This window comes from Vibrio sp. A11 (assembly GCF_013048705.1).
Lineage (GTDB): Bacteria > Pseudomonadota > Gammaproteobacteria > Enterobacterales > Vibrionaceae > Vibrio > Vibrio metschnikovii.
In genome coordinates this window covers 168,628-185,049 of the sequence record NZ_VHSI01000005.1, presented here as the reverse complement: position 1 = coordinate 185,049, position 16,422 = coordinate 168,628, and the positions used below count along the sequence as shown (strand labels likewise).

Below are 16,422 nucleotides of genomic sequence, written 5' to 3'. Positions count from 1 at the left end.
GTCAAAGGGCGGCGTTGCACCGCCCAAATAAGTAGAGGTAAAACGTTAAGCCGTTAAAAACCTAACTGACGAGCGTTAGTGTTATCCACTTCTAAGATTCTATTGAATTTGATGACACGATTTTCGGTATCAATGTCCGCCTCACCAAGCCCTTCAACTGTCACGCCTTTTGAGACATCTTTTCCTTCTAGCATCTGCTTCGCAACAGCCACCATGGCATAGCCTGCATCAGCGGGGTTCCATAAGAAACCCTTTTTAATTTCCCCACGAGCCAAATAAGGAGCCGCTTGACTTGGCATCATAATGCCCACTACGCTGATCTTATCTTTTGCTCGTTTCTTTCTGATCGCTTCCCCAGCACCAATACCGCCAAGTGAACCATAAGAGACAATGCCAGACATGTCTGAGTGCGCTTTCATCAAGTCATTAGTGGCAGCATAAGATTGATCGATACTTTCCGCCACTGGCATACGGCTAGTAACTTCATACATATTGGGGTAGGTTTTTTTCTGGTAATCAATGGCTAAATTTGCCCAGTTATTATGCAGAGGCACCGTTAATGAACCCACATACACGGCATAACCACCTTTCTCTCCCATATTCTTTGCGAGTTCATCCATGGTCGCTCTCGCATAGGCTTGGTTATCGATCGTTTCGATATCCCAATCGGCACTATGACCATCGGGAGATTCGTGGGTCAAAACAATAATGCCTTTTTCACGTGCTTTCTTAAATACGGGCTCAAGCACGGTCACATCATTAGGGACAACAGTAATCGCATCCACACCCTTTGCGATTAAATCTTCAATAATTTTCACTTGCTGAGCGGGATCTGGCGTAGAAGGACCCAGTTGGCGTGCATTCACACCAAAATCGGTGGCAGCTTGTTCTATCCCTTTATTCATTTGGTTAAACCAAGGAATACCAGAGACTTTTACTACGTTTACAATCTCGTAATCTTTCGCTTGTGCTCCCGCAGCAGCAATAGCAAGCGTTAATACGGCGGCTTTTAATAAGACCTTTTTCATCTTCATCAATCCTTTCTTGTGGTATGTAGGGTTAAGGTGAATCGATGAAAGAATGTTAAATCGGATTTCAATACAATATTGATACCCAATAGAGAAAACGTGATGCAGACACGAATATGTTAATATCTAGTTAATATGAAATCTCATATCAGTAAAAATCATAGGGAGGTGTAAAATTACGAATAAAAAAGCCATGAAAAAGATCAATTAATTACCCTTTAATTAACAAAATAAAAACAAAAAAATCAAAAAATTAAAAAAACAAAAAAATAGTCAGTAAGCTCTTAGCCTAAAAACCGTATTTTGATAAATATATGAATAAGATCACTTTTACTCTTCAATACCACCATAATTTTGACTCTTGAACGAACAAAAAACACTCAACAACGAATGTTATAACCGCTTTATTCTCGTTTTTTTGTCACTAAGTAACCGGTTATTTGTCCTAGAATTTCAGTTTGCAGCCCAATAAACAAAAAGCCATCGCGCAATGCGATGGCTTCATAGAGGTTCATGATGTACCTGATTAGCCTATCAAACCTTGTTTCGCCAAGTATTCATCGTAGGTGCCGTGGAAATCGTTGACACCTTGTTTAGTGATCTCAATGATCCGTGTGGCAATAGAAGAAACGAATTGGCGGTCATGGGAGACAAACAGCAAAGTACCTTTGTAGTTCTCTAACGCCAGGTTCAACGCTTCAATCGATTCCATATCCATGTGGTTGGTTGGTTCGTCCATCAACAAAATGTTCGGTTTTTGCATGATTAACTTACCAAATAGCATTCGACCTTGTTCACCACCAGAAATCACTTTAACCGACTTTTTGATGTCGTTTTGTGAAAACAGCATACGACCTAAAATGCCTCGCACCGTTTGCTCATCTTCCCCTTCGTTTTTCCACTGGCTCATCCAATCCAATAACGTCATATCTTCACTGAAATCATGAGCGTGATCTTGTGCGTAGAAACCGATGTGATTGTTTTCAGACCACTTGATCATGCCTGCCATCGGCTCCATTGCACCTGCTAAGGTATTGAGCATGGTTGATTTACCAATCCCGTTTTCACCGATGATGGCGATGCGCTCACCCACTTCTACCATTAAATTGACGTTATCAAACAGAATATTATCGCCATAACCTTGCTTTAGACCTTCAACTTCTAACGCATTACGGAATAACTCTTTCTTTTGATCAAAGCGAATAAACGGAGATTGACGGCTTGATGGCTTAACCTCTTGTAGCTGAATTTTATCCAACTGCTTTTGACGCGACGTGGCTTGCTTGGCTTTTGAAGCGTTAGCAGAAAAGCGGCTCACAAAGGTTTGTAGCTCAGCGATTTGCGCCTTTTTCTTTGCGTTGTCAGCATGTAAACGCTCACGAGCTTGTTCAGCCGCACTCATGTATTCATCATAGTTACCGTGGAAAAGACGCAGCTCACCATAGTCTAAATCCGCCATATGAGTACATACGGTATTTAAAAAGTGGCGGTCGTGAGAAATAATGATCATGGTGCAGTTACGCGCCAATAGCACTTGTTCCAACCAAGCGATGGTATGCATGTCCAAGTTGTTGGTCGGTTCATCAAGCAGCATGATTTCTGGTTCGGCAAATAACACTTGCGCCAGCAAAACTCGAAGTTTCAGACCAGGAGCCACTTCACTCATTAAACCAAAATGCTGCGCTTCAGGAATGCCAAGCCCAAGTAGCAACTCTCCGGCGCGAGCTTCTGCTGAATAGCCGTCCATTTCAGCAAATTCAGTTTCAAGATCGCCCACTCGCATACCATCTTCATCGGTCATTTCCGGTAACGCATAAATGCGGTCGCGTTCTTCTTTTACTTTCCACAATTCTTTATGACCCATGATCACTGTATCGACCACGGTATAGTTCTCAAAAGCGAACTGATCTTGGCCAAGTTTTGCCATCCGCTCATTGGGATCAGTGGAAACCGTACCAGAAGAGGGTTCAAGTTCACCGCTAAGGATTTTCATAAAGGTGGATTTACCACAACCGTTTGCGCCAATCAGGCCATAGCGATTGCCATTACCAAATTTAATCGAGATATTTTCAAATAATGGCTTATCGCCAAATTGCATGGTGATGTTTGCAGTCGTTAACACAAAAAATTCCAAGTTGTCGGATGATGATAAACAAAAGGTAAGCAAAACTAACCTTTAAAAAATACCGCCGATGGTAGCATTTTCTGTGACAAATATCACCTAAATTTGCAGACAAATCGTTCATCTAACAAAAATAGACAATAAGCGGTAATCAATATGAAAAATACATCCAATTTAAAATACCTTATTACTGAATAACAATAATTATTTAAAATAAGAAAGGTTAATTTTTAGTATAAACACGCTCGGGACGACCAACTTTACCGTATTCGTTTTCACTAATAATAAGTCCATGAGTGGCACAATATTCTAAATATCTCCGAGCTGTGGTTTTACTCACACCAGTATGTAGACTCACTTTTTCAACGGTAAATTTATCGCCACTATTTAAAGATAATAGACGAATAATTTTATCTAATGTTATCTGCTCTATACCTTTAGGTAGAAGGCTAACTTGCTGCTTTCTGTGCTGAATATTAAATAACTCATCAATGTATTTTTGATTTAAATTATCATAAGCTTTCATTGCATTATTGAGATCTAAATAACGTTGTAATGTTTGTTGAAATCGATCAAAAGATATAGGTTTGAGTAAATAGTCAAAACAACCAAGCTGCATTGCTTCTTGAACCGTATTTACGTCATCTGATGCTGTGATAAGTACAACATCTTGTTTTCTTTTCTTTTTCTGAGCAAGAATATCACGATATAAATCAATACCTAAACCATCCGGAAGATAGTTATCGAGTAAGATAAGCTGTGGTTGATAAGCTTGAATAATCGTGCGAGCTATCTTCTGAGACTCAGCGATCCCGACAACAGTAAATCGACTAAAACCTTGAATGATATCCAAATAAATATTAGTAATATTTACGTCATCCTCAACAATAACGATATCAATCGTTTCCATTCCTCCCTCCTGACTTTATGCTAATTATTAATATAGTTGGGGATAAATAAAGAAAAAATACATCCCTGAGGTTCAGCATTATCAATGTTAATAAAACCACCCGCTTGCTTTACATAGTGATCGACAAGATATAGCCCAAGACCATGATCTTCCTTATCATCTTTACGAGTCACACCTCGATTCCATATTACTTCCTTTTCCTGTATAGACAGACCACTTCCATTGTCAGACACTTCAATCAAAATATCTTGTCCTGCATCGGTAATTAAAATACCAACATAAGGACTCTTCGTTTGATTTATTCGACATGAATCAAAGGCATTATCAATCAAATTTCCTAATACTGTGCATAATTGATGATCATCTAACTTTGTTTGATTGTTACTTAACTGACAAGTGGGATCTAAACGAAAATCAATATTTAACTCTTGTGCACGTAAAGCTTTTCCTAGTAAAAATGCAGCGACTTGATTGACGCGGATAGAATGCTGAATAAAGTCTAACAGCTCTTGTTTACTCCCACTTTCATTATTAATTAATATCATCGCCTCTTGAATCTTTCCCATTTTTAACAATCCAGAAAGTGTCGTTAACTTATTAGAAAACTCATGACGAAGAACACGAAAATTATCACTATATTGTTTAATTTGAGTTAAGCTTGCAGAGACCGCATACACATCATTCTGCTCACGAAAGCTCAGAACCCAACCAACAAGATTTTTATTATGTAATATGGGTTCTCGATTAGCGATAATTTGATGATGGTTTAATCGATAAAACTCATCTTTCTGTTTATCGATGAGCGAACTCTTATTATCTAACCAACTACAATCATTAAGATAATCTCTAATGTTAATATTTTCTTCTGAACCGCATGGAAGATAGCGTTTTGCTGCTGGATTTATAACAATTATCCTACCTTGTAAATCAACCGCAATAATACCCTCATAGACAGCATATAAAATAGATTGCTGAATTTCCCAAGAGAGCGAAATTTCTTCTGGTTCCATATTATTCATTTTTCTTTGTATGTGCCGAGAAAACAACCAGACTAATAATAATGAAATAGAAATTAATAATAAGGCATCAATAATCAAAGGACGAAAGTAGTCTTTAAGCCAATATTGAAACCGTGTTAACAGATAACCGACTGAAACCACACCAATAATATTACCTTGGCTATCAATAATCGGTGACTTCCCTCGTATACCATAACCTAAACTCCCTTCTCGCAAAGAAGTATACGATTCCTTTCTTAATAAAGCTCCCGCATTATCATCACCTTGCATTGGATAACCTATACGATCCGGCTCTGGATGAAATAAGCGAATACCATTTTGATCACCAATAACAATAAAGCTCGCATCAGAATAATGCATGATACGCTCAATCGCCTTGTGAATTTCTGTAATGTTTTTTGTTTCTACTAAAGTAATCAACTCTGGATCACTAGCAATATCTTGAGCTTGTAATAATGCACGAGTACGAACTTGATCATCAATAGAAGAGGATAATGCTTGATAGAATCCCCAGGCCATGTAAAGGAATTGAATTAGGAGTAAAAAAGTAAGCAATAAGAATATCTTATTACGAAAGCGTAAATGCATAAAAAAACATCGGTTTCGATTGCTATTTATCTGAATCACGTCCAGATTTTTACGCATTACCTTATACATATTCACTCATATAATTACACAACTTAGGTATTCCACAGCATACCTAAAGACAACAACTTTACTACCAGAAATTAACAAAAAAAAGGGTAAAGTCACAAAATGACTTTACCCTTTGAAATAGTTATCTTAAGCCATGTTTGAAAGGCTTTTATTTCTAAATGAGTTTATTAATGGCCAACAGATTGAAAAAATTGTCACTATCAATAGAAATTGAGTAATTCCTGATTGAACAAAAATACTGAACTCTTGATTAGAGATCCGAAATGCTTGCCTAAACGACTGTTCCATTTGGCTGCCAACAATAACAGCAAGAATCATTGGTGCAGTAGGAATAACCAGTTTGTGCATAATAAACCCAACTATACCTAATAAAATTAAGATATAAAAATCTACCACAGAATTCCCAATGGCATAGCAGCCCACGAAAGCAAGCCCTAAAACGATAGGATATAAAACATTCGCAGGGATAGCGAGCATACGAACTAAAACACCTGCTAATGGAATATTTACAAAAGCCAGAATAATATTCGCGACAAATAAACTTGCGATCAATCCCCATGCTGTTTCTGGATGCTGGGTAAATAAAAGCGGCCCAGGTTGTATTCCTAACATTAATAAGGCCCCCATCATGACTGCCGTCGTACCTGAACCAGGGATACCTAATGAGAGCATAGGAATCATCGCTCCAATGGATGCTGAGTTATTTGCTGATTCAGGAGCGGCTAGGCCTTCTATCGCACCTTTGCCAAATTCATCTTTGTTGGGTGAGAGTTGTTTCTCATTATTATAACAAAGTAACGATGCCATTGTTCCCCCTGCGCCGGGGAGTGCCCCGACAATAAAACCAACAGGGGCACTACGTAAAATGGGCCATTTCGATCTGCGCCAATCCTCTTTACTGATCCAAATCCGTTTAAACTGAGTTTGTGCTTTTTTACTACCATCACCTAAGGTTGTCATGCTTTTCAGCACTTCTCCTAATGCATAAATGCCAATGATCACCACCAAGAAGTCAACACCTGTTTGGAGCTCAAGGGAACCAAAAGTAAAACGACTTAATCCGGATTGAGCATCAATGCCGATTGTTGCAATCGCTAACCCTATTGCCATAGAGAAGAAACCTTTCAGCATATTGCCTTTAGACATAGAAACCGTCATCGAAAGGGCGGCTAGCATTAACATAAAATATTCTGCTGGACCAAATCTAATCGCAAAGTTGGCTACAGGCTCAGCAAGAAAGGTCATGAGCACCGCAGCGATAGTACCTCCGATCAATGATGCGATTGCTGAGATAGCAAGTGCGGCTTCTGCACGCCCTTTCATTGCCATCGGATAACCATCGAAGGTTGCCGCCAAGGCAGCACCGTCTCCGGGTGTATTGATTAAAATCGAGCTACGGGAACCACCAAACATCGCCCCCATATAGATCCCTGTCATCGTAATTAATGATGCCGTAGGCCCCATGGCATAAGTCATGGGCAATAGAACGGCAACGCCCGTCGCCGGACCAAGACCCGGTAGCATGCCGATAATCGTTCCCATGATCCCACCAAGTGTTATCAGTAGAAGATAATAAGGCTGTAAAGCAATCCCAAAGCCATTAAAAAGATTCGTAAATATATCTGTCATAGTTAATTTTCCTTAACTAAAAAGTGTTCCGCTAGGTAAATTAATGGATAATAATTCATTGAAAATGAAGTAAATCCCAACAGAAAAAACCACACCAATGACTAATGATTGCTTCCAACGTTTAATACCACATGTAACCATTAACATCATCAGCATAAAAAACATCGTGCTTATAAGAAAGCCAACAGGCTCAAACATAAAAGAATACAGCAAGGAAATTAAACATGTTGATAATACCCTATATGTATTAATCTTATTTTTTGAATGCTCATCAATCGTCTTCATTATTGCTGTCATTGATGGAGAAAATCGACCATTAACGACTAATAATAATCCAATCACAATCATAAAAATCGAGATCGACAAAGGCATAATAATCGGTTCCCACTCATTACCAAATATAGGCCTTGGTAATAAATAGGCGTAACTACCATAACTTAAGCCAAAGAGAATACTGATAATACCGGTCAATCCATCCCAATTAGATTTACTATAATCTTTCATATTTATATCATCCATAAATGTACAAGAGAATAAACCAATACCTATAACGATAATTTTTATCTAGGCGATTGGTTTATTTCTGTATTGAAAATTTATATAACTCTAGAAAACTTCTTTAATCAAGGCATTATATTGTTGATTCGTATTTTCTAAGAATGGTTGAAAATCATCAAAATCCAGATAAGCATCATCCCATCCATTGCGTTGTAATGCGGCTTTCCAGCTATCGGTATGAATCATTTTCTCTAAAGCATCACGCCAATAATTGATGGCTTCTTCTGGCATATCTTTCGGCCCAAATAAACCACGCCAATTTTCAAAAACCACATCAATTCCCTGCTCTCTAACGGTAGGAATTTCGGCCATCATCCCTTCACCTACTCGTTTATCAGCAGTTTGAGCTAATGCTCTCAACTCACCACTTTGTATTAAACCAGCTACATCGCCTAACCCTGTTGAAATCAAATCAATGTGTCCGCCTAAAACCTGAGCAACAACTCCACCGTCTTGAAATGATATATAATCTATATTTTTTAAATTATTAACCCCAGCAGCTTTCGCCACTAAGAGAAATTGAATATGGTCCATTGAGCCAGCAGCGGATGTACCACCTATTTTAATAGACTTAGGATCTTGTTTTAGCGCCTCCATAACCTGATTAATTGAGGTATAAGGAGAATTTTTAGGCACAACAAAAGCGGCATAATCCGTAATTAAGCGCGCAATAGGGGTCGTATCTTGATAACTGTATGGTGTTAAACCGACTAAATGAGTCAGTAAGATCGGAGGAGAATAAACAGAAATTAAGTCTCCTTTACCTTTCTGACTTTGCATATAAGCCAAATTTACTGCACCTCCGCCACCGGGACGATTAATCACCGGTAGATTCGCATTAATAATCCCCTCATCTTTTAATGTCTTAGCTACGGTACGAATCGTAATATCCCATCCTCCACCCGCACCCGCTGGAGCAACCATATTAATGGTTCTTGGAGGATATGATTTCGCAAAAGCAGAGGATACCCCTAATAAAGAGCTAAGTATTATAAACCATGTTACAGAGATATATTTTACTTTATTCATCGTTCTATCCTTGTGTCTGACTTAATGTAAATTATTTTTTATAGTTTTTAATCTGGCTTATATTGTTGCTCTACTAACAATGGTTAATTAAAACAACTTATAATGTTTTCAACTTGTTTACATTAAGTGACAATAAAGTAAATTAACGAGAGGAAGGACACTTTTTACCATACCGCTTATGGTGTTTATGGTTTTTATGATGTTAATTATTGACCGACAAAGGCAGACGTCAGCTAAACCATTGATCTAAGTAGTAGCTGACACCAATCTGAAAAAACATGACGAGTTTATGAAATAATGATTAAGAGTTTTTACTCTCGATCAACACCGAAATCCCTTCTTCTGCTAATTCTTGTCGGACACTGATTGGAAATGCCCGGTCAGTGATCACCACATCAAAACACTGCATATCGAGCGCATGAAAGGTGGCAACTTTGCCATATTTAGAAGAGTCAGAGACAAGGATGACTTTTTGTGCTGCCGCTGCGACAGCCCTTTTGACAATGACCTTAGGCTCACTGGGCGTAGAGATACCGCGCAGATTCCATGATGAAGTTGAGACAAACGCGATATCCACATTCATTCCCGCCAGAAAGTCTGACACTTTACTCCCTACGCTGGACTGATTCTCACGATCAATTCTTCCGCCCGTATGATAAAGCTCGCTTTTACTGTGATGGGTTAGAAAAGCCGCAATAACAAAATCGTTAGTAATAAAAAGCAGATCATCACGGCTAGCAAGTTGATGAGCGATTTCCAGTGTAGTGGTCCCAGCATCAAGATAAACCGTAGCATTTTGTTGCACCAACTGGCTAGCAATAAGGCCAATCATCGCTTTCTCATTAGCGTGTTGCGTCGCTTTAGCATCATGAGAAGGCTCCTGATGCAGCACTTTAGTCAGTTGCACACCGCCTGACACGGACAATACCTTACCCAATTTTTCGAGTTTAGCGATATCGCGACGAATGGTCATGTGCGACACCTCTAATTGCTCAACCAGTTCGTTAATGCTGATCACTTCCTGTTGTGAAAGCAGAGATAGGATAGTTTTGTGACGTTCTGCTGGAATCATAATGACTTAGCTATAAGTAATGAGTGTACTCATATTATCAGTCATCAGCCATGGTGTGAAGTTGTGTTAACTATTGTTAAAAACAAACAAATTCTGGAGAAAAACTGAAGCTGTAAAGTGTGAACATCTAGTTATTTTCCATATTATTACTAATTATTGTTAATATATGTGACAAATGACGCATGACACCTCGCCGACTATCACATAGAATCACAATTAATAACACAAATTAACATCAATCTTCAATGCGAGATAAGTATATGGATAATCAAACCGTGAAATCGATAGCGGTGATCGGATTAGGATCTATGGGGATGGGGGCTGCAAAATCCTGTATTCGCGCAGGACTCGATGTGTACGGCATTGACCTCAACCCAATCGCTCTCGAAACACTAGGTAACTACGGGGCGAAAGCGGTAGCTAGCGACGCCAATCTATTTGCTCACGAACTCGATGCGGTTTTATTGTTAGTCATCAACGCCAAGCAAGTGAAATCGATTTTGTTCGATTCAGGTTTAGCCGCCAACCTAAAACCAGGCACAGCCATCATGGTGTCTGCCACCATCTCTGCCCAAGATGCAAAAGATATTGAAGCGGGCCTTAAGTCTTACCATCTGCTGATGTTAGACGCCCCCGTTTCCGGTGGTGCAATAAAAGCCGAAGCCGGTGATATGACCATCATGGCATCCGGAAGTATAGAGGCGTTCACTAAATTGGCTCCCGTGTTAGCGGCAACGGCAGGCAAAGTTTATAACATCGGTACCGAAATTGGTCTTGGTGCTACCGTCAAAATCATTCACCAACTTTTGGCAGGTGTACATATTGCTGCCGGAGCTGAAGCGATGGCCCTGGCCGCTCGTGCCAATATTCCTCTCGATTTAATGTACGACGTGGTCACTAACGCGGCAGGTAATTCTTGGATGTTTGAAAACAGAATGAAACACGTTGTTGATGGTGACTACTCGCCAAAATCAATGGTCGATATCTTTGTTAAAGACCTTAATCTGGTCGCCAATACCGCACAAGACCTGAAATTCCCTCTGCCACTAGCGAGTACTGCACTCAACATGTTTATCTCTGCTAGTAATGCAGGTTTTGGTCAAGAAGATGACAGCGCAGTGATCAAGATTTTTGATGGCATCAATCTACCTGGCATGGAGAAATAATTATGTTACTTGGAGTCATTGCTGATGATTTTACTGGCGCAACCGATATTGCAGGTTTTCTGGTTGAAAATGGCATGCGCACTGTACAGCTCAACGGCATACCAAAGAAAAACATTCATGTAGACGCCGATGCTGTGGTCATCAGCCTTAAATCCCGCTCATGTCCCGCTGAACAAGCCGTCAACCAATCACTAGAAGCGCTTCGTTGGTTGCAAGTTCAGGGCTGCCAGCAGTTTTATTTTAAATACTGTTCGACTTTCGATAGTACTGCACAAGGCAATATCGGTCCTGTGACCGATGCCCTACTAGCAGAACTAAATGAAACCTTCACTATCGTTTGCCCAGCACTGCCAGTTAATGGCCGTACCGTATTCAATGGTTATCTATTTGTGCTTGGTGAACTCCTGAACGAATCGGGCATGCGCCACCATCCTGTAACACCAATGACAGATTCGAGCTTAGTTCGTCTGATGAATAACCAATCTCAAGGTGAATGTGGTCTGGTTAATTATCAAGTCATTGAGCAAGGTGTAGACGCCGTTGTTGCACGTTTTGCTCAATTACAAGAGGAAGGAAAACGCTACGCGGTTGTTGATGCCATTAATAGCACTCATCTGATTACTCTCGGTCAGGCAGTGAAATCACTCAAATTGATTACTGGTGGGTCAGGCTTAGCTGCAGGTATCGCTCAAAATTGGGCCAACAAACTGGCCGATCAAAGCGAAGCTCAATCGGCAGGCTTACCGACAAAAGCACCCGGTGTCGTGCTTTCTGGATCTTGCTCAGTCATGACGAATCAACAAGTCGCCCGTTATCAATCGGTAGCACCGCATTTTGCCGTCGACGTCGAAGCGTGTCTACGCGATAAAAACTATGTACAACAAGCGTTTATTTGGGTCACCGAGCAACTTGATAGTCACTACGCACCCATTGTGTATGCCACCGAAGATCCAGACAAACTCAAGGCCATTCAGACGCAATACGGTGCGGCCACTTCAAGTGAAGCGGTAGAGCAATTTTTCAGTCAACTTGCCCATCAATTGCAAGAGTTTGGGATTAAAAACTTTATTGTTGCCGGCGGTGAAACATCCGGAATTGTAACCCAAAGCCTTGGTGTCACTGGTTTTCACATCGGACCACAAATCGCTCCAGGTGTGCCTTGGGTCCAATCTATCGACGGTTCACTATCGTTGGCGCTTAAGTCAGGTAACTTCGGCGATGAACGTTTCTTCGAAAAAGCACAGGATTTTTATCTATGACAGAACAACAACTTAGAGAACAAATGGTTAGCCTTGCACGCTCCATGTTTGAACGTGGTTACGCCACGGGTGGTGCAGGAAACCTATCATTGAAATTACCAAACGGCCATTTTCTCGCTACACCAACAGGCTCTTCATTTGGCCGTTTAATCGCCGAAGAATTATCTGTGGTGGATATTGAGGGTAATCAGCTCTCCGGTAAACGTGCTTCAAAAGAGATAGCCTTCCATCTAGCTATCTACCGAAACAACCCGAAATGTAACGCAATTGTGCATTTGCATTCTACTTATCTGACAGCGCTCTCCTGCCTCGATAATCTCGATGCTGATAATGCTATTCGCCCTTTCACACCTTACTACGTGATGCGTATCGGCCAATTACCTGTCATTCCCTATTTGCGCCCGGGTGAACCACGTATTGCCGAAGAACTGGCTAAACGTGCCGCCGATTACCGTGCATTCTTACTGGCTAACCACGGCCCAGTTATCACTGGCGCCGATCTAGAAGATGCCGTGGATAACGCTGAAGAATTAGAAGAAACCGCCAAGTTAATGTTTTTACTCAATAACCATCCAGTTCGTTACCTCACAGAGGTCGAGGTGGAAGACCTAAAAGGGAGAGGAAAGTAATGGCTAAATTTGCTGCGAACCTTACCATGCTGTTCAACGAAGTGCCTTTTATAGAACGCTTTGAGCATGCACATCGTGCTGGCTTTAAGGCGATCGAATTTTTGTTTCCTTATGCTTTCGAACCACAAGTGTTGGCGAAAAAATTAGAGCAATACGGGTTTGAACAAGCGCTGTTTAATATGCCTCCCGGCGACTGGGATGCCGGTGAAAAAGGCTTCGCGGCTCTACCGGGGCGTGAGCAAGAATTTAGGCAAAGTGTCGCCACCACACTGATGTATGCCAAAGCACTCAACTGCAAAAAAGTACACGCTATGTCAGGCATCATCGATCCAGCGTACAGCCTGCAACAACACATCGATACCTTTATCGCCAACATTCGTTACGCTGCGGATACCTTTGCCGAACATGGCATTGATGTACTGATTGAACCTCTAAACCATCGCGATGTTCCTCATTACTTCATTTCTCATCAACGGCGTGCCGTTGAATTGATTCAGATGGTTAATCGTCCGAATGTGAAATTACAACTCGATCTGTACCACGCACAGATCATGGATGGTGATCTGGATGTTCTGATCCGCGATTTAGCGCCATTTACTGGCCATATTCAAATTGCGTCAGTGCCACACCGTAATGAACCTAGTGACGGTGAAATCAACTACCCGTATCTCTTCGATGTACTGGATAACTCCGGTTATGACGGCTGGATCGGGTGCGAATACAAACCTAAAACCACTACCGAACAAGGCTTAGGCTGGGTCAAGCCTTACTTATAACGCTCATAACAATAATAACAAGCAATACAACAAGGACATGTGTATGAACATCGTAATCACTGGTGGTGCCGGATTTCTCGGATCTCTACTAGCTCAAACCCTACTCCAACAAGATTCAGGTTCGATTCAGTCTTTAATGATTGTCGATCGAGTCAAACCCAACGGTGCTATCACTGAAGATCCACGAGTCAGTGCCATCGTCGCCGACATCACCGATCCACAACAGGTGGCTACCTTGATTGGTCCGAAAACCACTCATGTATTTCACCTTGCTGCGATTGTATCGAGTCATGCAGAACAAGATTTCGATCTTGGAATCAAGGTCAACTTGACGGCAACACAGTTAATGCTTGAACAGTGTCGTCAAGTCAATTCAGAGATACGCTTTGTATTTTCTAGTTCGCTCGCGGTGTTTGGTGGAACACTACCAGAGGTAGTGACGCCAATGACGGCGACTCAGCCCAGTTCTTCGTACGGTACACAAAAAGCCATAGGCGAACTGTTGGTGAACGATTATGGTCGCAAAAATCTGGTTGATGCGATCAGCGTTCGTCTGCCAACGATCTGTATCCGTCCCGGCGTACCCAATCAGGCCGCGTCATCGTTCGTGAGTGGCATGATTCGCGAACCGCTAAAAGGTCAAACATCCAACTGTCCAGTGGATCTTGACCTCGGACTGTGGATATCCAGCCCAGAAACTGTCATTCAGAATATTATCCACGCAAGCCGACTGGAGCGTAGTGCTATCCAGGGTTATCGAACTTTTAACTTACCCGGTATTAGAGTTACGCCACGCACTATGCTTGCTGCCATGGCAGAACAAGTGGCTCCTTCTCGCACTGATCTCGTCACCATTAAAAAAGATAAAGCGATTGAATCGATCGTAGCAAGCTGGCCTCAAGCTATTGATAATACAAAGGAACTCAACCTAGGTTTCAGTGTTGATGCCAATTTCAATGCCGTTCTTTCTCGCTACCTTACGACTTGCTCAGTCGTAGAAATGGAGGATGCATAATGTTATCTACTTCCGTTATCGGTTTGATCATCGCGGTATTTGTTTTGATATTTCTGGTTCTGCGCACTCGGGTTCATGTCTTGATCGCAATGCTTGCAGCCGCTTGTATTGCGGGCTTGATTGGTGGATTAAGTGTTAATGAAACTATGTCTGCCATCAGCCAAGGATTTGGCGGTACCTTAAGTGGCATTGGCATTGTCATTGGTCTGGGTGTCATGATGGGAGCCATTTTGGAAACCTCTGGTGCTGGTGAGTCCATCGCCTATCATTTCATTAAATGGCTAGGTAAACGAAAGGAAGAGCTGGCGTTAGCGATCACCGGATACATTGTCAGTATTCCCGTCTTTGTCGATAGTGCCTTAATCATCCTTTATCCAATTGCTAAGTCTTTGGCCAAAACTTCTCAACGTTCGATTCTCACTCTTACGGTCGCACTAGCAGGTGGTCTTGTCGTCGCTCACCACTGTATTCCACCAACACCTGGACCATTGGGAGTAGCAAGTATTTTTGGTGTAGATATCGCTTCGATGCTCGGTTTTGGCTTGCTCATCGCTTTACCATCAGTGGCCGGAATTGTCATGTATGCGCGTTGGCTAGAGAAGCATTTCCCTGAGTACGCGACACCAGTGACGTTGGCTAAAGCACCAGAAGAGCAGAAGAAAGTTCACGCGGACTATATGGCGTCAAAGTCAGAAAAAGCATTACCCTCTTTGACTAAATCAATCATGCCTATCGTGGTACCGATTTTACTGATCCTAGCAAATTCGCTGACACAGCTGGCAGAGAAACAACTCGGATTAACGGGATTTAGCACCAGCTTTTTGGGTCAGGCTATTCAATTCCTTGGTCACCCGATCATTGCGCTATCGATCAGTACATTACTGGCGGTATACACTTTGACGCCATACCTAGACAAAGCAGAGACAACCGCGAAGCTGGAACAAGGCATTTCAACATCAGGGATCATCCTTCTCGTTACTGGTGCTGGCGGTGCTCTGGGCAACGTACTACGCGAGTCAGGCGCTGGGGCTGAAATTGCTAACCAAGTCGCCTCATTACCCATCTCACCAATCATGATCCCGTTTATTATCGCAACATTAGTGCGAGTTATTCAGGGCAGTGGGACGGTTTCAATGATTACCGCAGCATCCATTTCTGCGCCAGTTTTAGCCGAGATTCAAGATGTGAACATGCTTTTTGCCGCTTCCGCTGCAACAATGGGCAGTCTATTCGCGGGGTATTTTAATGACAGCCTATTCCATATTGTCAACCGTCTAATGGGAGTGACAGAAGTTCGCAAACAATTGGTGATTTGGACCATTCCAACCACTCTAGCTTGGGCGATTGGCGGTACGTTGATCATGACACTGAACCTTATTTTTGGAACCGCTGGCTCTATTTATGATCCTCTACTACCTCTTGTTATTCTCGGCTGGTGTCTCTATTTTATGAGTTCACAGAGTCGTTCAATGAGTCAGAGCCTTACCAAAATAAATCATTAATATCCATTTCCCTTTTTATAAAAGCGGAATGATTTAAATAAACCGATGAAG

At 41.6% G+C, this 16,422-nt stretch carries 14 protein-coding genes; 6 read left to right on the top strand and 8 right to left on the bottom strand.

Annotated features, from left to right (window positions below):
- Positions 1-53: 53 nt before the first annotated feature.
- From FKQ60_RS07555 to FKQ60_RS07520, 8 genes are all read right to left on the bottom strand, one after another.
- Positions 54-1,028: an autoinducer 2 ABC transporter substrate-binding protein gene (locus FKQ60_RS07555; RefSeq protein WP_170906262.1), complete on the bottom strand. Its 975-nt coding sequence runs from the start codon at positions 1,026-1,028 to the stop codon at positions 54-56.
- A gap of 526 nt (positions 1,029-1,554) precedes the next feature.
- Positions 1,555-3,150, bottom strand: coding sequence for an ABC-F family ATPase (locus FKQ60_RS07550; RefSeq protein ID WP_158137317.1), 1,596 nt, complete (start codon positions 3,148-3,150; stop codon positions 1,555-1,557).
- A 223-nt stretch (positions 3,151-3,373) separates the two neighbouring features.
- A complete protein-coding gene (locus tag FKQ60_RS07545; RefSeq protein WP_154171090.1) occupies positions 3,374-4,060 on the bottom strand; it encodes a response regulator in 687 nt (228 codons plus the stop codon).
- 20 nt (positions 4,061-4,080) lie between these two features.
- Complete coding sequence (locus FKQ60_RS07540) at positions 4,081-5,667, bottom strand: sensor histidine kinase (RefSeq protein ID WP_249374278.1); 1,587 nt, start codon at positions 5,665-5,667, stop codon at positions 4,081-4,083.
- Positions 5,668-5,862: 195 nt separating this feature from the next.
- Positions 5,863-7,365: a tripartite tricarboxylate transporter permease gene (locus tag FKQ60_RS07535; protein ID WP_154171092.1), complete on the bottom strand. Its 1,503-nt coding sequence runs from the start codon at positions 7,363-7,365 to the stop codon at positions 5,863-5,865.
- Positions 7,366-7,377: 12 nt separating this feature from the next.
- Positions 7,378-7,869: a tripartite tricarboxylate transporter TctB family protein gene (locus FKQ60_RS07530; RefSeq protein ID WP_158145059.1), complete on the bottom strand. Its 492-nt coding sequence runs from the start codon at positions 7,867-7,869 to the stop codon at positions 7,378-7,380.
- 102 nt (positions 7,870-7,971) lie between these two features.
- A complete protein-coding gene (locus tag FKQ60_RS07525) occupies positions 7,972-8,952 on the bottom strand; it encodes a tripartite tricarboxylate transporter substrate binding protein (RefSeq protein WP_170906260.1) in 981 nt (326 codons plus the stop codon).
- A gap of 301 nt (positions 8,953-9,253) precedes the next feature.
- Positions 9,254-10,024, bottom strand: a complete 771-nt coding sequence (locus tag FKQ60_RS07520) for a DeoR/GlpR family DNA-binding transcription regulator (protein ID WP_040905030.1) — start codon at positions 10,022-10,024, stop codon at positions 9,254-9,256.
- A 260-nt stretch (positions 10,025-10,284) separates the two neighbouring features.
- Here FKQ60_RS07520 and ltnD point away from each other — a divergent pair, with 260 nt between their 5' ends.
- The 6 genes from ltnD to FKQ60_RS07490 are packed head-to-tail and all read left to right on the top strand — an operon-like array spanning position 10,285 to position 16,371.
- On the top strand, positions 10,285-11,190 hold the full coding sequence (gene ltnD, locus FKQ60_RS07515) for an L-threonate dehydrogenase (protein WP_158137313.1): 906 nt from the start codon (positions 10,285-10,287) through the stop codon (positions 11,188-11,190).
- A 2-nt stretch (positions 11,191-11,192) separates the two neighbouring features.
- A complete protein-coding gene (gene otnK / locus FKQ60_RS07510) occupies positions 11,193-12,449 on the top strand; it encodes a 3-oxo-tetronate kinase (RefSeq protein WP_170906259.1) in 1,257 nt (418 codons plus the stop codon).
- Positions 12,446-13,078 (top strand): aldolase, encoded by a 633-nt coding sequence (locus FKQ60_RS07505; RefSeq protein WP_170906258.1) that lies wholly within the window; start codon positions 12,446-12,448, stop codon positions 13,076-13,078. Before otnK ends, FKQ60_RS07505 begins: the two co-directional genes overlap by 4 nt.
- Complete coding sequence (gene otnI, locus FKQ60_RS07500; protein ID WP_158137310.1) at positions 13,078-13,854, top strand: 2-oxo-tetronate isomerase; 777 nt, start codon at positions 13,078-13,080, stop codon at positions 13,852-13,854. Before FKQ60_RS07505 ends, otnI begins: the two co-directional genes overlap by 1 nt.
- 43 nt (positions 13,855-13,897) lie before the next feature.
- Positions 13,898-14,869 carry a D-erythronate dehydrogenase gene (gene denD, locus FKQ60_RS07495; RefSeq protein WP_170906257.1) on the top strand — a complete coding sequence of 324 codons (972 nt, stop codon included), beginning with the start codon at positions 13,898-13,900 and terminating at the stop codon, positions 14,867-14,869.
- Complete coding sequence (locus tag FKQ60_RS07490; protein ID WP_004396410.1) at positions 14,869-16,371, top strand: SLC13 family permease; 1,503 nt, start codon at positions 14,869-14,871, stop codon at positions 16,369-16,371. Before denD ends, FKQ60_RS07490 begins: the two co-directional genes overlap by 1 nt.
- Positions 16,372-16,422: the final 51 nt, after the last annotated feature.